This window comes from Streptomyces spongiicola (assembly GCF_003122365.1).
Classification (GTDB): domain Bacteria; phylum Actinomycetota; class Actinomycetes; order Streptomycetales; family Streptomycetaceae; genus Streptomyces; species Streptomyces spongiicola.
Genome location: NZ_CP029254.1, coordinates 3362297 through 3376665, shown reverse-complemented (window position 1 = coordinate 3376665; position 14369 = coordinate 3362297). Strand labels below are relative to the sequence as shown.

Here is a 14369-nt window from a genome sequence, read left to right as displayed (position 1 = left end):
TCCGCTCGCATCGATTCACGACGAACGGTGACGGCCCGCGTGCGTTATGTGATGTGCTGGGACCGGCGACGGCTGCCAGCGTGGCAGGACGGGCACTCGGGGGACGAGGGAGGGGCGCACGATGGAGGCGGAGGAGATCCGTCGCAGGGAGCCGATCCGGCGCTGGGAATCGGGCGCCCTCGCCCACGCCGTCACGGACCCGTTCGGTCAGGGTCCGCTCCCCTGGCTGCGGGGCAGCGAGCACTACTTCGGCGACACCGGCCAGGTCGTGCCCTGGTACGCGGACCCGGACGCGGCGGCGGGCCGGAGCGGGCGCTCCCGAGGCCTGCGCACCGCCGACGACGTGCACCGCCAGATCAAGGGCTTCGCCTCCGGGGGCGCGGTCGCACCGGGCGAGGCCATCGACTTCCACATCACGGTCGACCCGCCGCAGCGGTTCTCGGTCGACGTGTACCGCATCGGCCACTACGGCGGCGACGGCGCTGCCAAGATCATCACCAGTCCCCGTCTCGCCGGCATCGTCCAACCGCCGCCCCTCGCCGCCGACCGCACGGTCTCCTGCCACCACTGGTGGCTCTCCTGGCGGTTGCAGGTGCCGTCCTACTGGTCCGTCGGAGCCCATGTCGCCGTCCTCACCACCGAGGACGGCTACCGCTCGCACATCCCTTTCACGGTCCGCGACGGCCGCCCGGCCGACCTGCTGCTGCTCCTGCCCGACATCACATGGCAGGCGTACAACCTCTACCCCGAGGACGGGCGGACCGGCGCCAGCCTCTACCACGCCTGGGACGAGAAGGGCCGGCTGCTCGGTGAGGACGACGCCGCGATCACGGTCTCCTGCGACCGCCCGTACGCCGGGGCCGGCCTCCCGCTGCACGTGGGGCACGCATACGACTTCATCCGCTGGGCCGAGCGGTACGGCTACGACCTGGGGTACGCCGACGCCTGTGACCTGCACGCGGGTCGGGTCGACCCGACCCGGTACCGCGGTCTGGTGTTCCCCGGCCACGACGAGTACTGGTCGGTGCCGATGCGCCGTACCGCGGAGCTGGCCCGCGAGCACGGCACATCCCTGGTGTTCCTCTCCGCCAACACCATGTACTGGCAGGTGGAACTGGGCCCGTCTCCGTCCGGAGTCGCCGACCGGCTGCTGACCTGCCGCAAGCGCCGCGGCCCCGGCCGATCGGCCCTCTGGCGCGAGGCCGACCGCGCCGAGCAGCAACTCCTCGGCATCCAGTACGCGGGCCGGGTTCCCGAGCCCCACCCGATGGTGGTGCGCAACGCGGACCACTGGCTGTGGGAGGCGACCGGCGCCGGGGACGGAGACGAGATCCCCGGGCTGGTGGCGGGTGAGGCCGACCGCTACTTCCCCCGCACCCCGCTCCCCGGGCACGAGGGCCGGATCCTGCTGGCCCACTCCCCGTACACCGACGGTGAAGGCGGTACCCGCCACCAGGAGACCTCGCTCTACCGGGCGCCCTCCGGCGCACTCGTCTTCGCGTCCGGCACGTTCGCCTGGTCCCCGGCGCTCGACCGTCCGGGCCATGTGGACGGGCGGATCCAGCGTGCCACGGCCAATCTCCTCGACCGGATCTGCAAGCGCGACTGAGGGCCGCCCGGAGGGGAGGCCGGCCGAAGGGAAGGCCGGCCGAAGGGAAGGCCGGCCGAAGGGGACGGGGCGGCCCCCTCGCCCGCACCTGCCCCGGACACCAGACACCGGAGACCGGACACCAGACACCAGACACCAGAGATCGGACATCTGCCTTCCGACACCGGCAGCCAACGCCCGCGCCGGGACCCGGAAGCCCGCGCTGGTCCGGCTCCCCGCCCGGCCCCTCCCCGTCTGCCTTCCCGTCTGCCTTCCCGTCTGCCTTCCCGTCTGCCTTCCCGCGCCGGTACCGGCCCTCACGGACCGGGCCGGCTCCCCCTCCGCCCGCACCGAGCCTCGGGTCCGGAGCGACCCTCTGGTCCGCCCCGGCCCCCGGGTGGGAGAGAATCGGAAGCACTCCTGGATCAACCTACGCGGAGGAACCGTGTCCGGATTCGTAGAAAAGCCCGAGCCGATTCAGGTTCCGGGCCTCACCCACCTCCACACGGGCAAAGTGCGCGATCTCTACGAGAACGAGGCGGGGGACCTCGTGATGGTGGCGAGCGACCGCATCTCCGCGTACGACTGGGTGCTGCCCACCGAGATCCCGGACAAGGGCCGGGTGCTCACCCGGCTCTCCCTCTGGTGGTTCGACCGGCTGGCGGACCTCGTCCCCCACCATGTGGTCTCCACCGACCTCCCGGCCGGTGCACCTGCCGGCTGGGCGGGCCGCACCCTTGTCTGCAGGCCGCTCGACATGGTCCCGGTCGAGTGTGTCGCCCGCGGCTACCTCACCGGCTCCGGCCTCGTGGAGTACGACGCGAGCCGTACGGTCTGCGGGCTGGCGCTGCCAGGGGGGCTGGTGGACGGTTCCGAGCTGCCCGCCCCGATCTTCACCCCCGCCACCAAGGCCGCCGTCGGCGACCACGACGAGAACGTGTCCTTCGAGGAGGTCGCCCGCCGGGTGGGGGAGGAGACGGCCGCGCTGCTGCGCCGGACGACGCTGGACGTCTACGCCCGCGCCCGGGACATCGCGCGCGAGCGCGGCATCATCCTCGCCGACACCAAGTTCGAGTTCGGCTTCGACGGTGAACGGCTGGTCATCGCCGACGAGGTGCTGACCCCGGACTCCTCGCGCTTCTGGCCCGCCGGTCAGTGGCAGCCGGGGCGTCCCCAGCCGTCGTACGACAAGCAGTACGTGCGGGACTGGCTGACCTCGCCCGCCTCCGGCTGGGACCGCGGGAGCGAGCAGCCCCCGCCGGCCCTGCCGCAGGACATCGTGGAGGCGACCCGCGGCCGGTATCTGGAGGCGTACGAGCTTCTGACGGGCAGCACCTGGTCATGACGCGAAGAAGCCCCGGCCTCCGGGCCGGGGCTTCTCGACTGGAGCGGACGACGAGGCTCGAACTCGCGACCTCAACCTTGGCAAGGTTGCGCTCTACCAACTGAGCTACGTCCGCATGCGCCGTGGCGCGGAGCCCACTATACCCAACCTCGCTCCCGTGCGAGGCGCACCGCGGTGTGCCGGTTCGCCGCGCCCGGTTTCGCCGCCGCCGCCGACGGGCGGTTGCCGACCGCGCCCGGTGACAGCGACGCCCGCTCGGTGGGCTCCGCGATCGGCGCCCCGTCCCACGCGAACTCCGGCACCTCCGCCTCGTGCGCGGTGAGCGGTGAGTCTCCCGCGGGGACGGCGTCGGCGGCCAATTCGGGGTCGGCATAACGGTTTCCCCCGTGCACGGTACGGATGATCCCGGCGAGCCGCTGGGGCGCTGACCGTCTCGGGCACGAAGCCGCGTACCCCGGCGCCGAGCGCGCGCTCGAGGTCGCCGGGACGGTCGCGACCGGTCACGGTCATCGTCCGGCAGCGGGGCAACTGCGCCCAGCGATGTGGCGACCTTCACACCGTCCCCGTCCGGCATCCGGAGATCCGGGACGACCACGTCCGGCCGGTGTGAGCGTGCCACCGCCACCGCCACCGCCACCGCCACCGCCCCGCCACCACTACTGCTACCGGCACTGCCACCGCTCCGGAGGCCGCCTCGGCGACGACGGGCAGTGCGGCCTCCTGGAGGATGGCCCCCGATCGGGGCCGAGCCGCCGCCCGTTCGCGGTACGGGTCGCGGCCGAGGACCGCACGGCGCCTGTGCTCGGGGTGGCCAGTCCCTCCGGCAGTTCCACGGTGGGGCTCTTGCCGGCACCGTTCGTCCCGAGCAGTGCGAACAATTCGCCGCGCCCCACGGTGAAGGTGATTCCGCTCACAGCCTCGAACCCGCCGCGGTATCCGCGGCACAGCCCGGCTGCCTCGATCACATGCCCGTCGCTGTCCATGGCCCCAGCGTCCCGCCGGATCCGGGCCGTCGGCAGTGCGTGCCGCCGTCACCGCGCGGTCCAATTCCAGTGACGGCGGGCGGCAGACGGAAGAGGATCCGGCAGCGGAGGAAGAGACGGGGACCCGGAAGGAGACACCGGCGCACGAACAGCGTTGCGGTGTATACGAGGAGACCGTGAACAAGGGCCGACAAGGGCCGACAAGGGTGAACACGACGAAGGCCCCGGTCGCTGTGACCGGGACCTTCGTATCAGAGCGGACGACGAGATTCGAACTCGCGACCCTCACCTTGGCAAGGTGATGCTCTACCAACTGAGCCACGTCCGCACTGCTGCCGATCGGCTTTCACCGGCGGCGCGCCCACCACTCTACCCGATCCACCGTGGTGGTCGGTACGCGGTGCGGAGCGGGTGACAGGAATTGCACACTGCGCCTTCCCTCTGGAAGAGGGCTGTTCTACTACTGAACTACACCCGCACGCTCCGTGGGATCCGGCCTTCCGACCTCGCCCCTCGGCGTGATCCAGACTTTAGCCCACCTGCGGGGGTGCAGCGCAACTCGGGTTCTCGGCCAAGTCCTTCCGCGGGGTCTTCTCCCGCTGCGCGCGGGGGTGTTCAGCCCGCCTGCCGGAAGGCTTCGTAGACGCGCTTGGGGATCCGGCCGCGCGCCGGCACGTCCATCTTGTTGGACTGCGCCCAGGCGCGGACGGCCGCCGGGTCGGGTGCGAGGTGGGTGCGCCGGTACTCCCTGCGCGCCCTGCCCGTGTGCTTGGCGGCCTTGCGTCCCGCCGCCACGTAGGGTGCGAGGGCGGTGCGCAGTTTCTCTGCGTTGGCGGGATTGAGGTCGATCTCGTACGACTTGCCGTCCAGGCCGAACGAAACCGTTTCCGCCGCCGCTCCGCCGTCGATGTCGTCGGAGAGCGTTACCACTACGCGCTGCGCCACGGATATCGTCCTTTCCTGCGGTCCGCCGTCCGGGTCAGTACAGGTCAGTGCTGACGCGGGGCGAATCCGTTATTCCGGCTGTCGCGGGGCAATGCCGCATTCCGCTGTATTCCTTTGTACAGCGGTCGGCATCGTATTGGGAAGCCCAGTCAATTGCATCCGCGTGTCCTCCGCAATGAGGCCGTGTGGCTTTTCCCCGGATTTCCCCCAGGGGCCCTCCGGATATCTATGCGCGTAGAATTTTCGGGCGGGTACGCTGAGGGAACCGCCTTCAGCACCACACCACCGGGAGTGCCAGTGGCACGCGTCGTAGTCGACGTCATGCTCAAGCCGGAGATCCTCGACCCGCAGGGCCAGGCGGTGCAGCGCGCACTGCCCCGCCTGGGCTTCGAGGGGATCGCGGACGTACGTCAGGGAAAGCGCTTCGAACTCGAGGTCGACGGGCCGGTCGACGATGCCGCCCTCGCCCGTATCCATGAGATGGCCGAGACGTTCCTCGCGAACACCGTCATCGAGGACTTCGTCGTAAAGGTGGAGTCGTGACGGCTCGTATCGGTGTCGTCACATTCCCCGGGACTCTCGACGACCAGGACGCACTGCGTGCCGTCCGCCTGGCGGGTGCCGAGCCCGTTTCGCTGTGGCACCGCGACAAGGATCTCAAGCAGGTCGACGCGGTCGTCCTGGCGGGCGGCTTCTCGTACGGCGACTATCTCCGGGCGGGCGCCATCTCCCGCTTCTCGCCGGTGATGGAAACGGTCATCGACCAGGCGAGGTCCGGTATGCCGGTCCTCGGTATCTGCAACGGCTTCCAGATCCTCACCGAGGCCCATCTGCTGCCGGGGGCGATGCTCCGGAACAACCATCTGCACTTCATCTGCCGCGACCAGAAGCTGCGGGTGGAGAACGCGGAAACCGCCTGGACCGCAGACTACGAGCAGGGCCGGGAGATCTCCGTCCCGCTGAAGAACATGGACGGCCGCTACGTCGCCGACGAGCGCGTCCTCGACGAGCTCGAGGCCGAGGGCCGGGTCGCCTTCCGCTACCTGGACGTGAACCCCAACGGCTCGCTGCGTGACATCGCGGGCATCACCAACGCCGAGGGCAACGTCGTCGGCCTGATGCCCCATCCCGAGCACGCCGTGGAGCCCCTCATCGGCACAGGCGGCACGGACGGCCTGGGATTCTTCACCTCGATCCTCAGGAGGCTGGTCGCGGCATGACCCTGGACATCGGAGCGGCCGAGGGAGCGAGTGTGCGTCCCGTCCGCGTCTGCAGTACCGATCACGCGCGAAGGAGCGACCGAGCGTGACCCTGGACACCGGAGCGGCCGAGGGAGCGAGTGTGCGTCCCGTCCGCGTCTGCAGTACCGATCACGCGCGAAGGAGCGACCGAGCGTGACCCTGGACACCGGAGCGGCCGAGGGAGCGAGTGTGCGTCCCGTCCGCGTCTGCAGTACCGATCACGCGCGAAGGAGCGACCGAGCGTGACCCTGGACACCGGAGCGGCCGAGGGAGCGAGTGTGCGTCCCGTCCGCGTCTGCAGTACCGATCACGCGCGAAGGAGCGACCGAGCGTGACCCTGGACACCGGAGCGGCCGAGGGAGCGAGTGTGCGTCCCGTCCGCGTCTGCAGTACCGATCACGCGCGAAGGAGCGACCGAGCGTGACCCTGGACACCGTCAAGCACGCAACCGAGTCTCCCGAGGCCGAGCTGCCCTGGAAGGAGCTCGGACTCAAGGAGGACGAGTACGCGCGCATCCGTGAGATCCTCGGCCGCCGCCCGACCGGCGCCGAGCTCGCGATGTACTCCGTCATGTGGTCCGAGCACTGCTCGTACAAGAGCAGCAAGGTCCATCTGAAGCAGTTCGGCGAGAAGGCCCCGGAGAACGACGCGCTGCTCGTCGGCATCGGCGAGAACGCGGGCGTCGTGGACGTCGGCCAGGGGTACGCGGTCACCTTCAAGGTCGAGTCGCACAACCACCCCAGCTACATCGAGCCCTACCAGGGCGCGGCGACCGGCGTCGGCGGCATCGTCCGCGACATCCTCGCGATGGGTGCCCGGCCGGTCGCGGTCATGGACCCGCTGCGTTTCGGCGCCGCGGACCACCCCGACACCAGGCGCGTGCTGCCCGGTGTGGTGGCCGGCATCGGCGGCTACGGCAACTGCCTGGGTCTGCCCAACATCGGCGGCGAGGTCGTCTTCGACTCCTGCTACCAGGGCAACCCGCTGGTCAACGCGCTGTGCGTGGGCGTCATGAAGCACGAGGACATCCATCTGGCCAAGGCGTCCGGCGCGGGCAACAAGGTCATCCTGTACGGGGCCCGCACCGGCGGCGACGGCATCGGCGGCGTGTCCGTGCTCGCCTCCGAGACCTTCGACGACACCAAGCCGGCCAAGCGCCCCGCCGTGCAGGTCGGCGACCCGTTCCAGGAGAAGCTCCTCATCGAGTGCACCCTGGAGGTCTTCCGGGAGAAGCTGGTCGCCGGCATCCAGGACCTCGGTGGCGCCGGGCTCTCCTGCGCCACCTCCGAGCTGGCCTCCGCGGGCTCCGGCGGTATGCGCGTCGAACTCGACACGGTGCCGCTGCGCGACGCGACCCTCTCGCCCGAGGAGATCCTCATGAGCGAGTCGCAGGAGCGCATGTGCGCGATCGTCGAGCCGCGGCACGTCGACCGCTTCATGGAGATCTGCGAGAAGTGGGACGTCATCGCCACCGTGATCGGCGAGGTGACGGAGGGCGAGCGGCTGGAGATCTTCTGGCACGGCGAGCAGATCGTGGACGTGCCGCCGGGCACCGTCGCACACGAGGGCCCGACGTACCACCGCCCGTACGCCCGCCCCGAGTGGCAGGACGCGCTGCAGGCGGACGACGCGGGCGGGCTGCCCCGTCCGGCCACGTCCGGGGAGCTGCGCGAGCAGGTCCTGAAGCTGGTCGGGTCCCCGAACCAGGCCGCCAAGTCCTGGATCACGGACCAGTACGACCGCTTCGTGCAGGGCAACACCGTGCTCGCCCAGCCCGAGGACGCCGGCATGGTCCGTATCGACCCGGACACCAACCTCGGTGTGGCGGTCGCGACGGACGGCAACGGCCGGTACGCGAAGCTCGACCCGTACGCGGGCGCGCAGCTCGCGCTGGCCGAGGCGTACCGCAACGTCGCCGCCTCGGGTGCCAGGCCGCTCGCCGTCTCCGACTGCCTGAACTTCGGTTCGCCCGAGGACCCGGCCGTCATGTGGCAGTTCGCCGAGGCCACCCGCGGTCTGGCGGACGGCTGCCTGCACCTCGGCACCCCGGTGACCGGCGGCAACGTCTCGCTCTACAACCAGACGGGCGACACGGCGATCCACCCGACGCCCGTCGTGGCCGTGCTCGGGGTGATCGACGACGTGACGCGCCGCACGCCTGTCGCGTTCGCGGAGGAGGGCCAGCTGCTCTACCTGCTGGGCGACACGCGTGAGGAGTTCGGCGGGTCGGCCTGGTCGCAGGTGGTCCACGACCACCTCGGCGGTCTGCCGCCGAAGGTCGACCTGGACCGGGAGAAGCTGCTCGCCGAGATCCTGGTCTCGGGCTCCCGGGACGGCATGATCGACGCGGCCCACGACCTGAGCGACGGCGGTCTGGTCCAGGCGGTCACCGAGTCCTGCCTGCGCGGCGGGAAGGGCGCCCGGCTGGTCGTGCCGGACGGTCTCGACGCCTTCACGTTCCTCTTCTCCGAGTCCGCGGGTCGCGCCGTCGTCGCGGTGCCGCGCAGCGAGGAACTCCGCTTCACCGACATGTGCGGGGCGCGGGGCCTGCCGGCCACCCGGATCGGTGTGGTCGACGGGGACGCGGTGGAGGTCCAGGGCGAGTTCACCGTCCCGCTGGGCGAGCTGCGCAGCGCGCACGAGGAGACCGTCCCGGCGTTGTTCGCCTGAGACGCCGTCCACCCGAGTCACCGACGGCGGCGGTCCCCGGCCCGGAGGTCTTCCGGGCCGGGGAACCGCCGTGCCTGGGGGACTGCCTTGTCCCGGGGGGCCGCAGGGCGGGGGAGACCGCAGGGAGACCGCAGGGCGGGGGAGACCGCGTCCACCGATGACGGCCGGGCCCGGCACCCGGGCGCAGGGCGGCGCCCCCGCCACCCGGCGCGGGGCCGCGGCAGCGCGCGACGAGGAGGCGTTCACCGCTCAGCCCGGGGCGCCCCAGAACGCGTCCGCCTCGTCGATGTCCTGGACGCACTCGTCGATGTCGGAGATCTTCCCGCCGGCGACGGTGAACCAGAACCCGCCGGGCATCTCGATCCCGCGGTCGCCGCGGTCGGCGTAGATCGTGTGGACGGCCATCACGTGCCCGCGGCCGTCGGGGTACACACCCCTGAGACCGACCCGCATGGTGCCGCCGGTGAGTTCACCGAGTTCCCGGTAGAGGTCCAGGATGTTCTCCCGGCCCTTGTAGTGCCCGGAGACCCGGCTTCGGCCGGGGACGTGGTGCACGCAGTCCGCCGTCAGCAGGGAGCGGAGGGTCTCCCGGTCGGCTTCGCCGAACGCTTCGTAGCCCCGGCGGACCAGGGCGCTGTGCGGGTGCTCGGACATGTCCGCCACACTCCTTGCCTAGCGGGTTCGGGGCCGCCGCCGTAGCTCGCAGCCACGGCTCCTCTCCATCGTCCCCCGGGCAGCGGTCGGCCGCCGGCAGCGGAGGCGTCCCGGTGGTGTCAGAGGTGCGGGTTAGTCTCGGCCGCATGCCACCGGCCAGAAAGCGCACCCGCAGCTACGATCCCGTCAGGATCCGCACCGCCGTCCTCGCCCAGTTCGGGCACGTACGGGACGCCGTCGGGACGCTGACCGCGGAGCAGCTGGCCCGGCCGACCCGGCTCGGTGACTGGACCGTTCGCGAACTCGCCGCGCACATCGCGCTGACCTTCGGCGCCCTCGCCGGGGCCCTCGACCACCCGGAGCCGGCTGAGGCGGACGCCGCGCTGCTGGACTGGCCGTTCTCCGCGGCCGGGTGGTCGGGCGCCCCGGACGAGGGTGCACGGCCGGCGGCCGGCGCCTCCCGGGACCTCCCGGCCCTGTACGGGCGGACCGCCGAAGCGGTCGGAGCCGCGCTGGCGGGCAGCTCCGCAGAGCGGCTGGTGCGCACCGGGTCCGGTGGTATGCGGCTCGGGGACCACCTCGTCACCCGCGCCGTCGAACTGGTCGTCCACACCGACGACCTGGCGGACGCGACCGGGCTCGACGTCCCGTACGAACGCCAGGCGCTGGCCGCCTCCGTGCGCCTGCTCGCCGACGCGCTCGCCGTGAAGGCCCCCGGCGGCTCGGTGGAGCTGAGGATTCCGCCGTACGCCGTGGTGCAGTGCGTCGAGGGCCCCCGGCACACCCGCGGCACGCCTCCGAACGTCGTCGAGACCGACCCGCTGACCTGGATCCGGCTGGCCACGGGACGGCAGGGCTGGGCGGCGGCGCGGGAAGCGGCGAGGGTGAGCGCGAGCGGCGAGCGCTCCGACCTCTCGGCGCTGCTTCCCCTGAGAGCCTGACTGCTCCCGCTGACGTCCTGACGGCTCCGGCGGAACCCGGGCCAGGTCCGTCGCGCAACCGGGATACCGCTCCCGGAACCGGGGCCACGCCCGTCCCGTCAGACCGGTATGCGTACTCAACTGATCGTTCCCGCGGTCGCCGCCCTGGCGGCCGTCGTCACGCTCACGGCCTGCGGCTCCGAACAGGGCCGGGGGCAGGGTGCGGGGGACGGCGCGGGCGGCTCGGTGCGGCCCGAGGCCCCTGTCACCGGTGTGCACTGGACCGTCCGGGAGGTGACCGTCGACGGCAAGAGGACCGCGGCACCGGCGGGAGCCCACGTCGAGTTCACCGCCGGTGAGGCGGGCGAGGCCGGTGAGGCGGGCGCGAAGGGCCGCGCCGAGGGCAACTACGGCTGCAACCGCTTCGGTGCCGATGTGACGATCAAGGGCGACACCATCACGGTCGGGCCCGGGGAGATGACGGAGATGGGCTGCCCGCAGGGTGTCGCCGACTTCGAGGAGGCGCTGCGTGCGGCCTTCTCCGGTGAGCTGAAGGCGGAGGTGTCGGAGAAGAACCTGACCCTGGTGGCCGCCGGCGGCGACTCGATCGCGCTGACCGCGCAGCCCGCCGCCCCGCTGGCGGGCACCGAGTGGACCGTCACCGCCCTGCTCCAGGGGGAGGCGGCCGCCTCCCTGCCGCCCGGCACCGAGGGCAGGGCGCACTTCGTGATCGGCGAGGACGGCTCCCTGAGCGGCAACCTCGGCTGCAACGACTTCCGGGCCGAGGTGGAGACGGCCGCTGCGATGCTCACCGTCGGCCGGCTGTCCAGTACCCGCAAGATGTGCACCGGCACCGCCGGGATGCTGGAGAAGGCCGTGGCCGACGCCCTCACCGGCCAGGTCTCCTACGAGCTCGGGCACCGCAGTCTGACCCTCACCTCCGCGGGCAGTGGGAAGGGGCTGGTGGCGGTGGCGGGCTGACGGCCGCGCGGGGCCGGCGGTGCCCGCGCCCCCTGCTGAACGGCCGGCGGTCCCGCTGTGCGCGCCCGCCCCGCGCGCTGTGCGCACCGGCCCCGCCCAGCCGGAGCCGCAGCCCCCGCTCCGCCGGTGCGGAGAGTGATGTGCGGCACGCCCGTGCACGCCCTCTACTGACCCGTAGGAGCCCCCAAAGGCTTCGTTACGCGGCTTTTGTGTGAACCTCTGATCCCGTCGGGGCGGTTCTGCGCCGCATCCCCAATTCGGACCAGTGGTCGATCTCGCCTACACTCGGTGCCGTGCCACGTGGTGACGGACGACTCAGCCACGACCTGCTCCCCGGCGAGAAGGGCCCCCAGGACGCTTGCGGCGTCTTCGGTGTCTGGGCGCCGGGTGAAGAGGTCGCCAAGCTCACGTACTTCGGGCTCTACGCCCTTCAACACCGGGGCCAGGAATCCGCGGGCATCGCGGTCAGCAACGGCTCCCAGATCCTCGTCTTCAAGGACATGGGCCTCGTGTCCCAGGTCTTCGACGAGACCTCCCTCGGCTCCCTCCAGGGCCATATCGCGGTCGGTCACGCCCGCTACTCGACCACGGGCGCCTCCGTGTGGGAGAACGCCCAGCCGACCTTCCGGGCGACCGCCCACGGCTCCATCGCGCTCGGCCACAACGGGAACCTGGTCAACACGGCCCGGCTCGCCGAGATGGTCGCCGACCTCCCCCGCCAGGACGGCCGCGCCACCCAGGTCGCCGCCACCAACGACACCGACCTCGTCACCGCGCTGCTCGCCGGGCAGACGGACGACGACGGCAAGCCCCTCACCGTCGAGGAGGCGGCCGCCAAGGTCCTGCCCGACGTCCGGGGAGCCTTCTCCCTGGTCTTCATGGACGAGGACACCCTGTACGCCGCCCGCGACCCGCAGGGCATCCGCCCGCTGGTCCTCGGCCGGCTGGAGCGCGGCTGGGTGGTGGCCTCCGAGTCGGCCGCACTCGACATCTGCGGTGCGAGTCTGGTGCGCGAGATCGAGCCGGGTGAGCTCATCGCGATAGACGAGAACGGCATCCGCACCTCCCGCTTCGCAGAAGCGAAGCCCAAGGGCTGTGTCTTCGAGTACGTCTACCTCGCCCGCCCCGACACCGACATCGCCGGCCGGAACGTGTACCTCTCCCGTGTGGAGATGGGCCGCCGCCTGGCGAAGGAGGCACCCGTCGAGGCCGATCTCGTCATAGCGACGCCGGAGTCCGGCACTCCCGCGGCCATCGGCTACGCGGAGGCCTCCGGCATCCCCTACGGCTCTGGCCTGGTCAAGAACGCCTATGTGGGCCGGACCTTCATCCAGCCCTCCCAGACGATCCGCCAACTGGGCATCCGCCTCAAGCTGAACCCCCTCAAGGAAGTCATCAAGGGCCGACGGCTGGTGGTGGTCGACGACTCGATCGTCCGCGGCAACACCCAGCGGGCCCTGGTCCGGATGCTGCGCGAAGCCGGAGCAGCCGAGGTCCACATCCGGATCTCGTCGCCTCCCGTCAAGTGGCCGTGCTTCTTCGGCATCGACTTCGCGACCCGCGCCGAGCTGATCGCCAACGGCATGACGATCGAGGAGATCGGCACTTCGCTGGGCGCCGACTCGCTGGCGTACATCTCCATCGACGGCATGATCGAGGCCACCACCATCGACAAGCCGAACCTGTGCCGCGCCTGCTTCGACGGCGAGTACCCGATGGAACTGCCCGACCCCGAGCTGCTCGGCAAGCAGCTGCTGGAGAGCGAGCTTGCGGGTGGCGCCGACGCCGCCGACGCGCTCCGTCGTCCGTGATCAGGTCCCCTCGTCAACCTCGTCACCCTCGTCACCCTCACCCAACCTCGTCACCGTCACCACTCACACCACCCTCACCACCCTCGTCATCCCAACCGAAAGATCCCAGGCAATGTCTGAGACAGGTGCTTCCTACGCCGCGGCGGGCGTCGACATCGAGGCGGGCGACCGCGCCGTCGAGCTGATGAAGGAGTGGGTGAAGAAGACTCGCCGCCCCGAGGTCCTCGGCGGCATCGGCGGCTTCGCCGGGCTCTTCGACGCCTCCGCCCTCAAGCGCTACCAGCGCCCGCTGCTCGCGTCCGCCACCGACGGCGTCGGCACCAAGGTCGACCTCGCCCGCCGGATGGGCGTGTACGACACCATCGGGCACGACCTGGTGGCCATGGTCATGGACGACATCGTCGTCTGCGGCGCCGAGCCGCTCTTCATGACCGACTACATCTGCGTCGGCAAGGTCCACCCCGAGCGGGTGGCCGCCATCGTCAAGGGGATCGCCGAGGGCTGCGTCCTCGCCGGCTGCGCCCTGGTCGGCGGCGAGACCGCGGAGCACCCCGGCCTGCTGGGCCCGGACGACTTCGACGTCGCCGGTGCCGGTACGGGCGTCGTGGAGGCCGACGGGCTGCTGGGTGCCGAGCGCATCCGCACGGGCGACGCGGTGATCGCGATGGCCTCCTCGGGCCTTCACTCGAACGGGTACTCCCTGGTGCGGCACGTGGTCTTCGACCGGCTGGGCTGGACGCTCGACCGGGAGGTCCCGGAGTTCGGCCGCACCCTCGGCGAGGAACTGCTCGAGCCCACCAGGATCTACTCGCTGGACTGCCTCGCGCTGACCCGCACCACCGAGGTGCGCGCCTTCAGCCACATCACCGGCGGTGGACTCTCGGCCAACCTCGCGCGCGTGATCCCCGACGGGCTGCACGCGGTCGTGGACCGGTCGACGTGGACGCCGGGCGCGGTGTTCGACCTCGTGGGTACCGCCGGCCGGGTCGAGCGCGCGGAGCTGGAGAGCACCCTCAACATGGGCGTCGGCATGATGGCCGTGGTTCCGCGGGAGTCGGTGGGTGCCGCGCTGACGACACTCGCCGACCGCGGCGTGGATGCCTGGGTCGCCGGTGAGGTCACCGACCGCGGCGAGCACTCCACCGGCGCCGGAATGGTCGGCGACTACGCGAGCTGAACAGCACAGAACCCGGTCCGGGGCCGGGCCCCGGACCGGGTCTGAAGGATGCGC

Annotated in this window: 11 protein-coding genes, 3 tRNA genes and 2 pseudogenes; 9 read left to right on the top strand and 7 right to left on the bottom strand. The window is 71.5% G+C overall.

Going from position 1 to position 14369, the window contains the following annotated elements; all coding sequences use genetic code 11:
- Positions 1-121: 121 nt before the first annotated feature.
- Both DDQ41_RS14795 and DDQ41_RS14790 read left to right on the top strand, forming a co-directional pair.
- Complete coding sequence (locus DDQ41_RS14795) at positions 122-1609, top strand: N,N-dimethylformamidase beta subunit family domain-containing protein (protein WP_109294920.1); 1488 nt, start codon at positions 122-124, stop codon at positions 1607-1609.
- Between the two features lie 424 nt (positions 1610-2033).
- Positions 2034-2933 (top strand): phosphoribosylaminoimidazolesuccinocarboxamide synthase, encoded by a 900-nt coding sequence (locus DDQ41_RS14790; protein ID WP_109294919.1) that lies wholly within the window; start codon positions 2034-2036, stop codon positions 2931-2933.
- A gap of 39 nt (positions 2934-2972) precedes the next feature.
- Here DDQ41_RS14790 and DDQ41_RS14785 read toward each other — a convergent pair.
- The 6 genes and pseudogenes from DDQ41_RS14785 to DDQ41_RS14765 all read right to left on the bottom strand — a co-directional run bounded on the left by DDQ41_RS14785 (position 2973) and on the right by DDQ41_RS14765 (position 4861).
- A tRNA-Gly gene (locus DDQ41_RS14785) sits at positions 2973-3048 on the bottom strand.
- A 22-nt stretch (positions 3049-3070) separates the two neighbouring features.
- A pseudogene (locus DDQ41_RS14780) lies at positions 3071-3561 on the bottom strand (response regulator); the annotation flags it as partial.
- Positions 3562-3638: 77 nt separating this feature from the next.
- Positions 3639-3916, bottom strand: a pseudogene (locus DDQ41_RS31910) (ATP-binding cassette domain-containing protein); the annotation flags it as partial.
- Positions 3917-4171: 255 nt separating this feature from the next.
- A tRNA-Gly gene (locus tag DDQ41_RS14775) sits at positions 4172-4244 on the bottom strand.
- A gap of 78 nt (positions 4245-4322) precedes the next feature.
- Positions 4323-4394: transfer RNA gene (locus DDQ41_RS14770), tRNA-Gly, on the bottom strand.
- 137 nt (positions 4395-4531) lie between these two features.
- Positions 4532-4861, bottom strand: coding sequence for a histone-like nucleoid-structuring protein Lsr2 (locus tag DDQ41_RS14765; protein WP_167450257.1), 330 nt, complete (start codon positions 4859-4861; stop codon positions 4532-4534).
- 297 nt (positions 4862-5158) lie between these two features.
- Here DDQ41_RS14765 and purS point away from each other — a divergent pair, with 297 nt between their 5' ends.
- From purS to purL, 3 genes are all read left to right on the top strand, one after another.
- Positions 5159-5404 carry a phosphoribosylformylglycinamidine synthase subunit PurS gene (gene purS / locus DDQ41_RS14760; protein WP_109294917.1) on the top strand — a complete coding sequence of 82 codons (246 nt, stop codon included), beginning with the start codon at positions 5159-5161 and terminating at the stop codon, positions 5402-5404.
- A complete protein-coding gene (gene purQ, locus DDQ41_RS14755) occupies positions 5401-6081 on the top strand; it encodes a phosphoribosylformylglycinamidine synthase subunit PurQ (protein WP_109294916.1) in 681 nt (226 codons plus the stop codon). Before purS ends, purQ begins: the two co-directional genes overlap by 4 nt.
- Positions 6082-6522: 441 nt before the next feature.
- Positions 6523-8772: a phosphoribosylformylglycinamidine synthase subunit PurL gene (gene purL / locus DDQ41_RS14750; protein WP_109294915.1), complete on the top strand. Its 2250-nt coding sequence runs from the start codon at positions 6523-6525 to the stop codon at positions 8770-8772.
- 249 nt (positions 8773-9021) lie between these two features.
- Here purL and DDQ41_RS14745 read toward each other — a convergent pair whose 3' ends face one another.
- Positions 9022-9426, bottom strand: coding sequence for a nuclear transport factor 2 family protein (locus DDQ41_RS14745; protein WP_109294914.1), 405 nt, complete (start codon positions 9424-9426; stop codon positions 9022-9024).
- Positions 9427-9572: 146 nt separating this feature from the next.
- Between DDQ41_RS14745 and DDQ41_RS14740 the strand changes: the two genes are divergently transcribed.
- From DDQ41_RS14740 to purM, 4 genes are all read left to right on the top strand, one after another.
- Entirely contained in the window at positions 9573-10367 is a 795-nt protein-coding gene (locus DDQ41_RS14740; protein WP_109294913.1) for a maleylpyruvate isomerase family mycothiol-dependent enzyme, read from the top strand.
- Between the two features lie 108 nt (positions 10368-10475).
- Positions 10476-11327, top strand: coding sequence for an META domain-containing protein (locus DDQ41_RS14735; protein ID WP_109294912.1), 852 nt, complete (start codon positions 10476-10478; stop codon positions 11325-11327).
- Between the two features lie 293 nt (positions 11328-11620).
- Complete coding sequence (purF, locus tag DDQ41_RS14730; RefSeq protein WP_109294911.1) at positions 11621-13138, top strand: amidophosphoribosyltransferase; 1518 nt, start codon at positions 11621-11623, stop codon at positions 13136-13138.
- Between the two features lie 112 nt (positions 13139-13250).
- Positions 13251-14315 (top strand): phosphoribosylformylglycinamidine cyclo-ligase, encoded by a 1065-nt coding sequence (gene purM, locus DDQ41_RS14725; RefSeq protein ID WP_109294910.1) that lies wholly within the window; start codon positions 13251-13253, stop codon positions 14313-14315.
- Positions 14316-14369 lie beyond the last annotated feature (54 nt).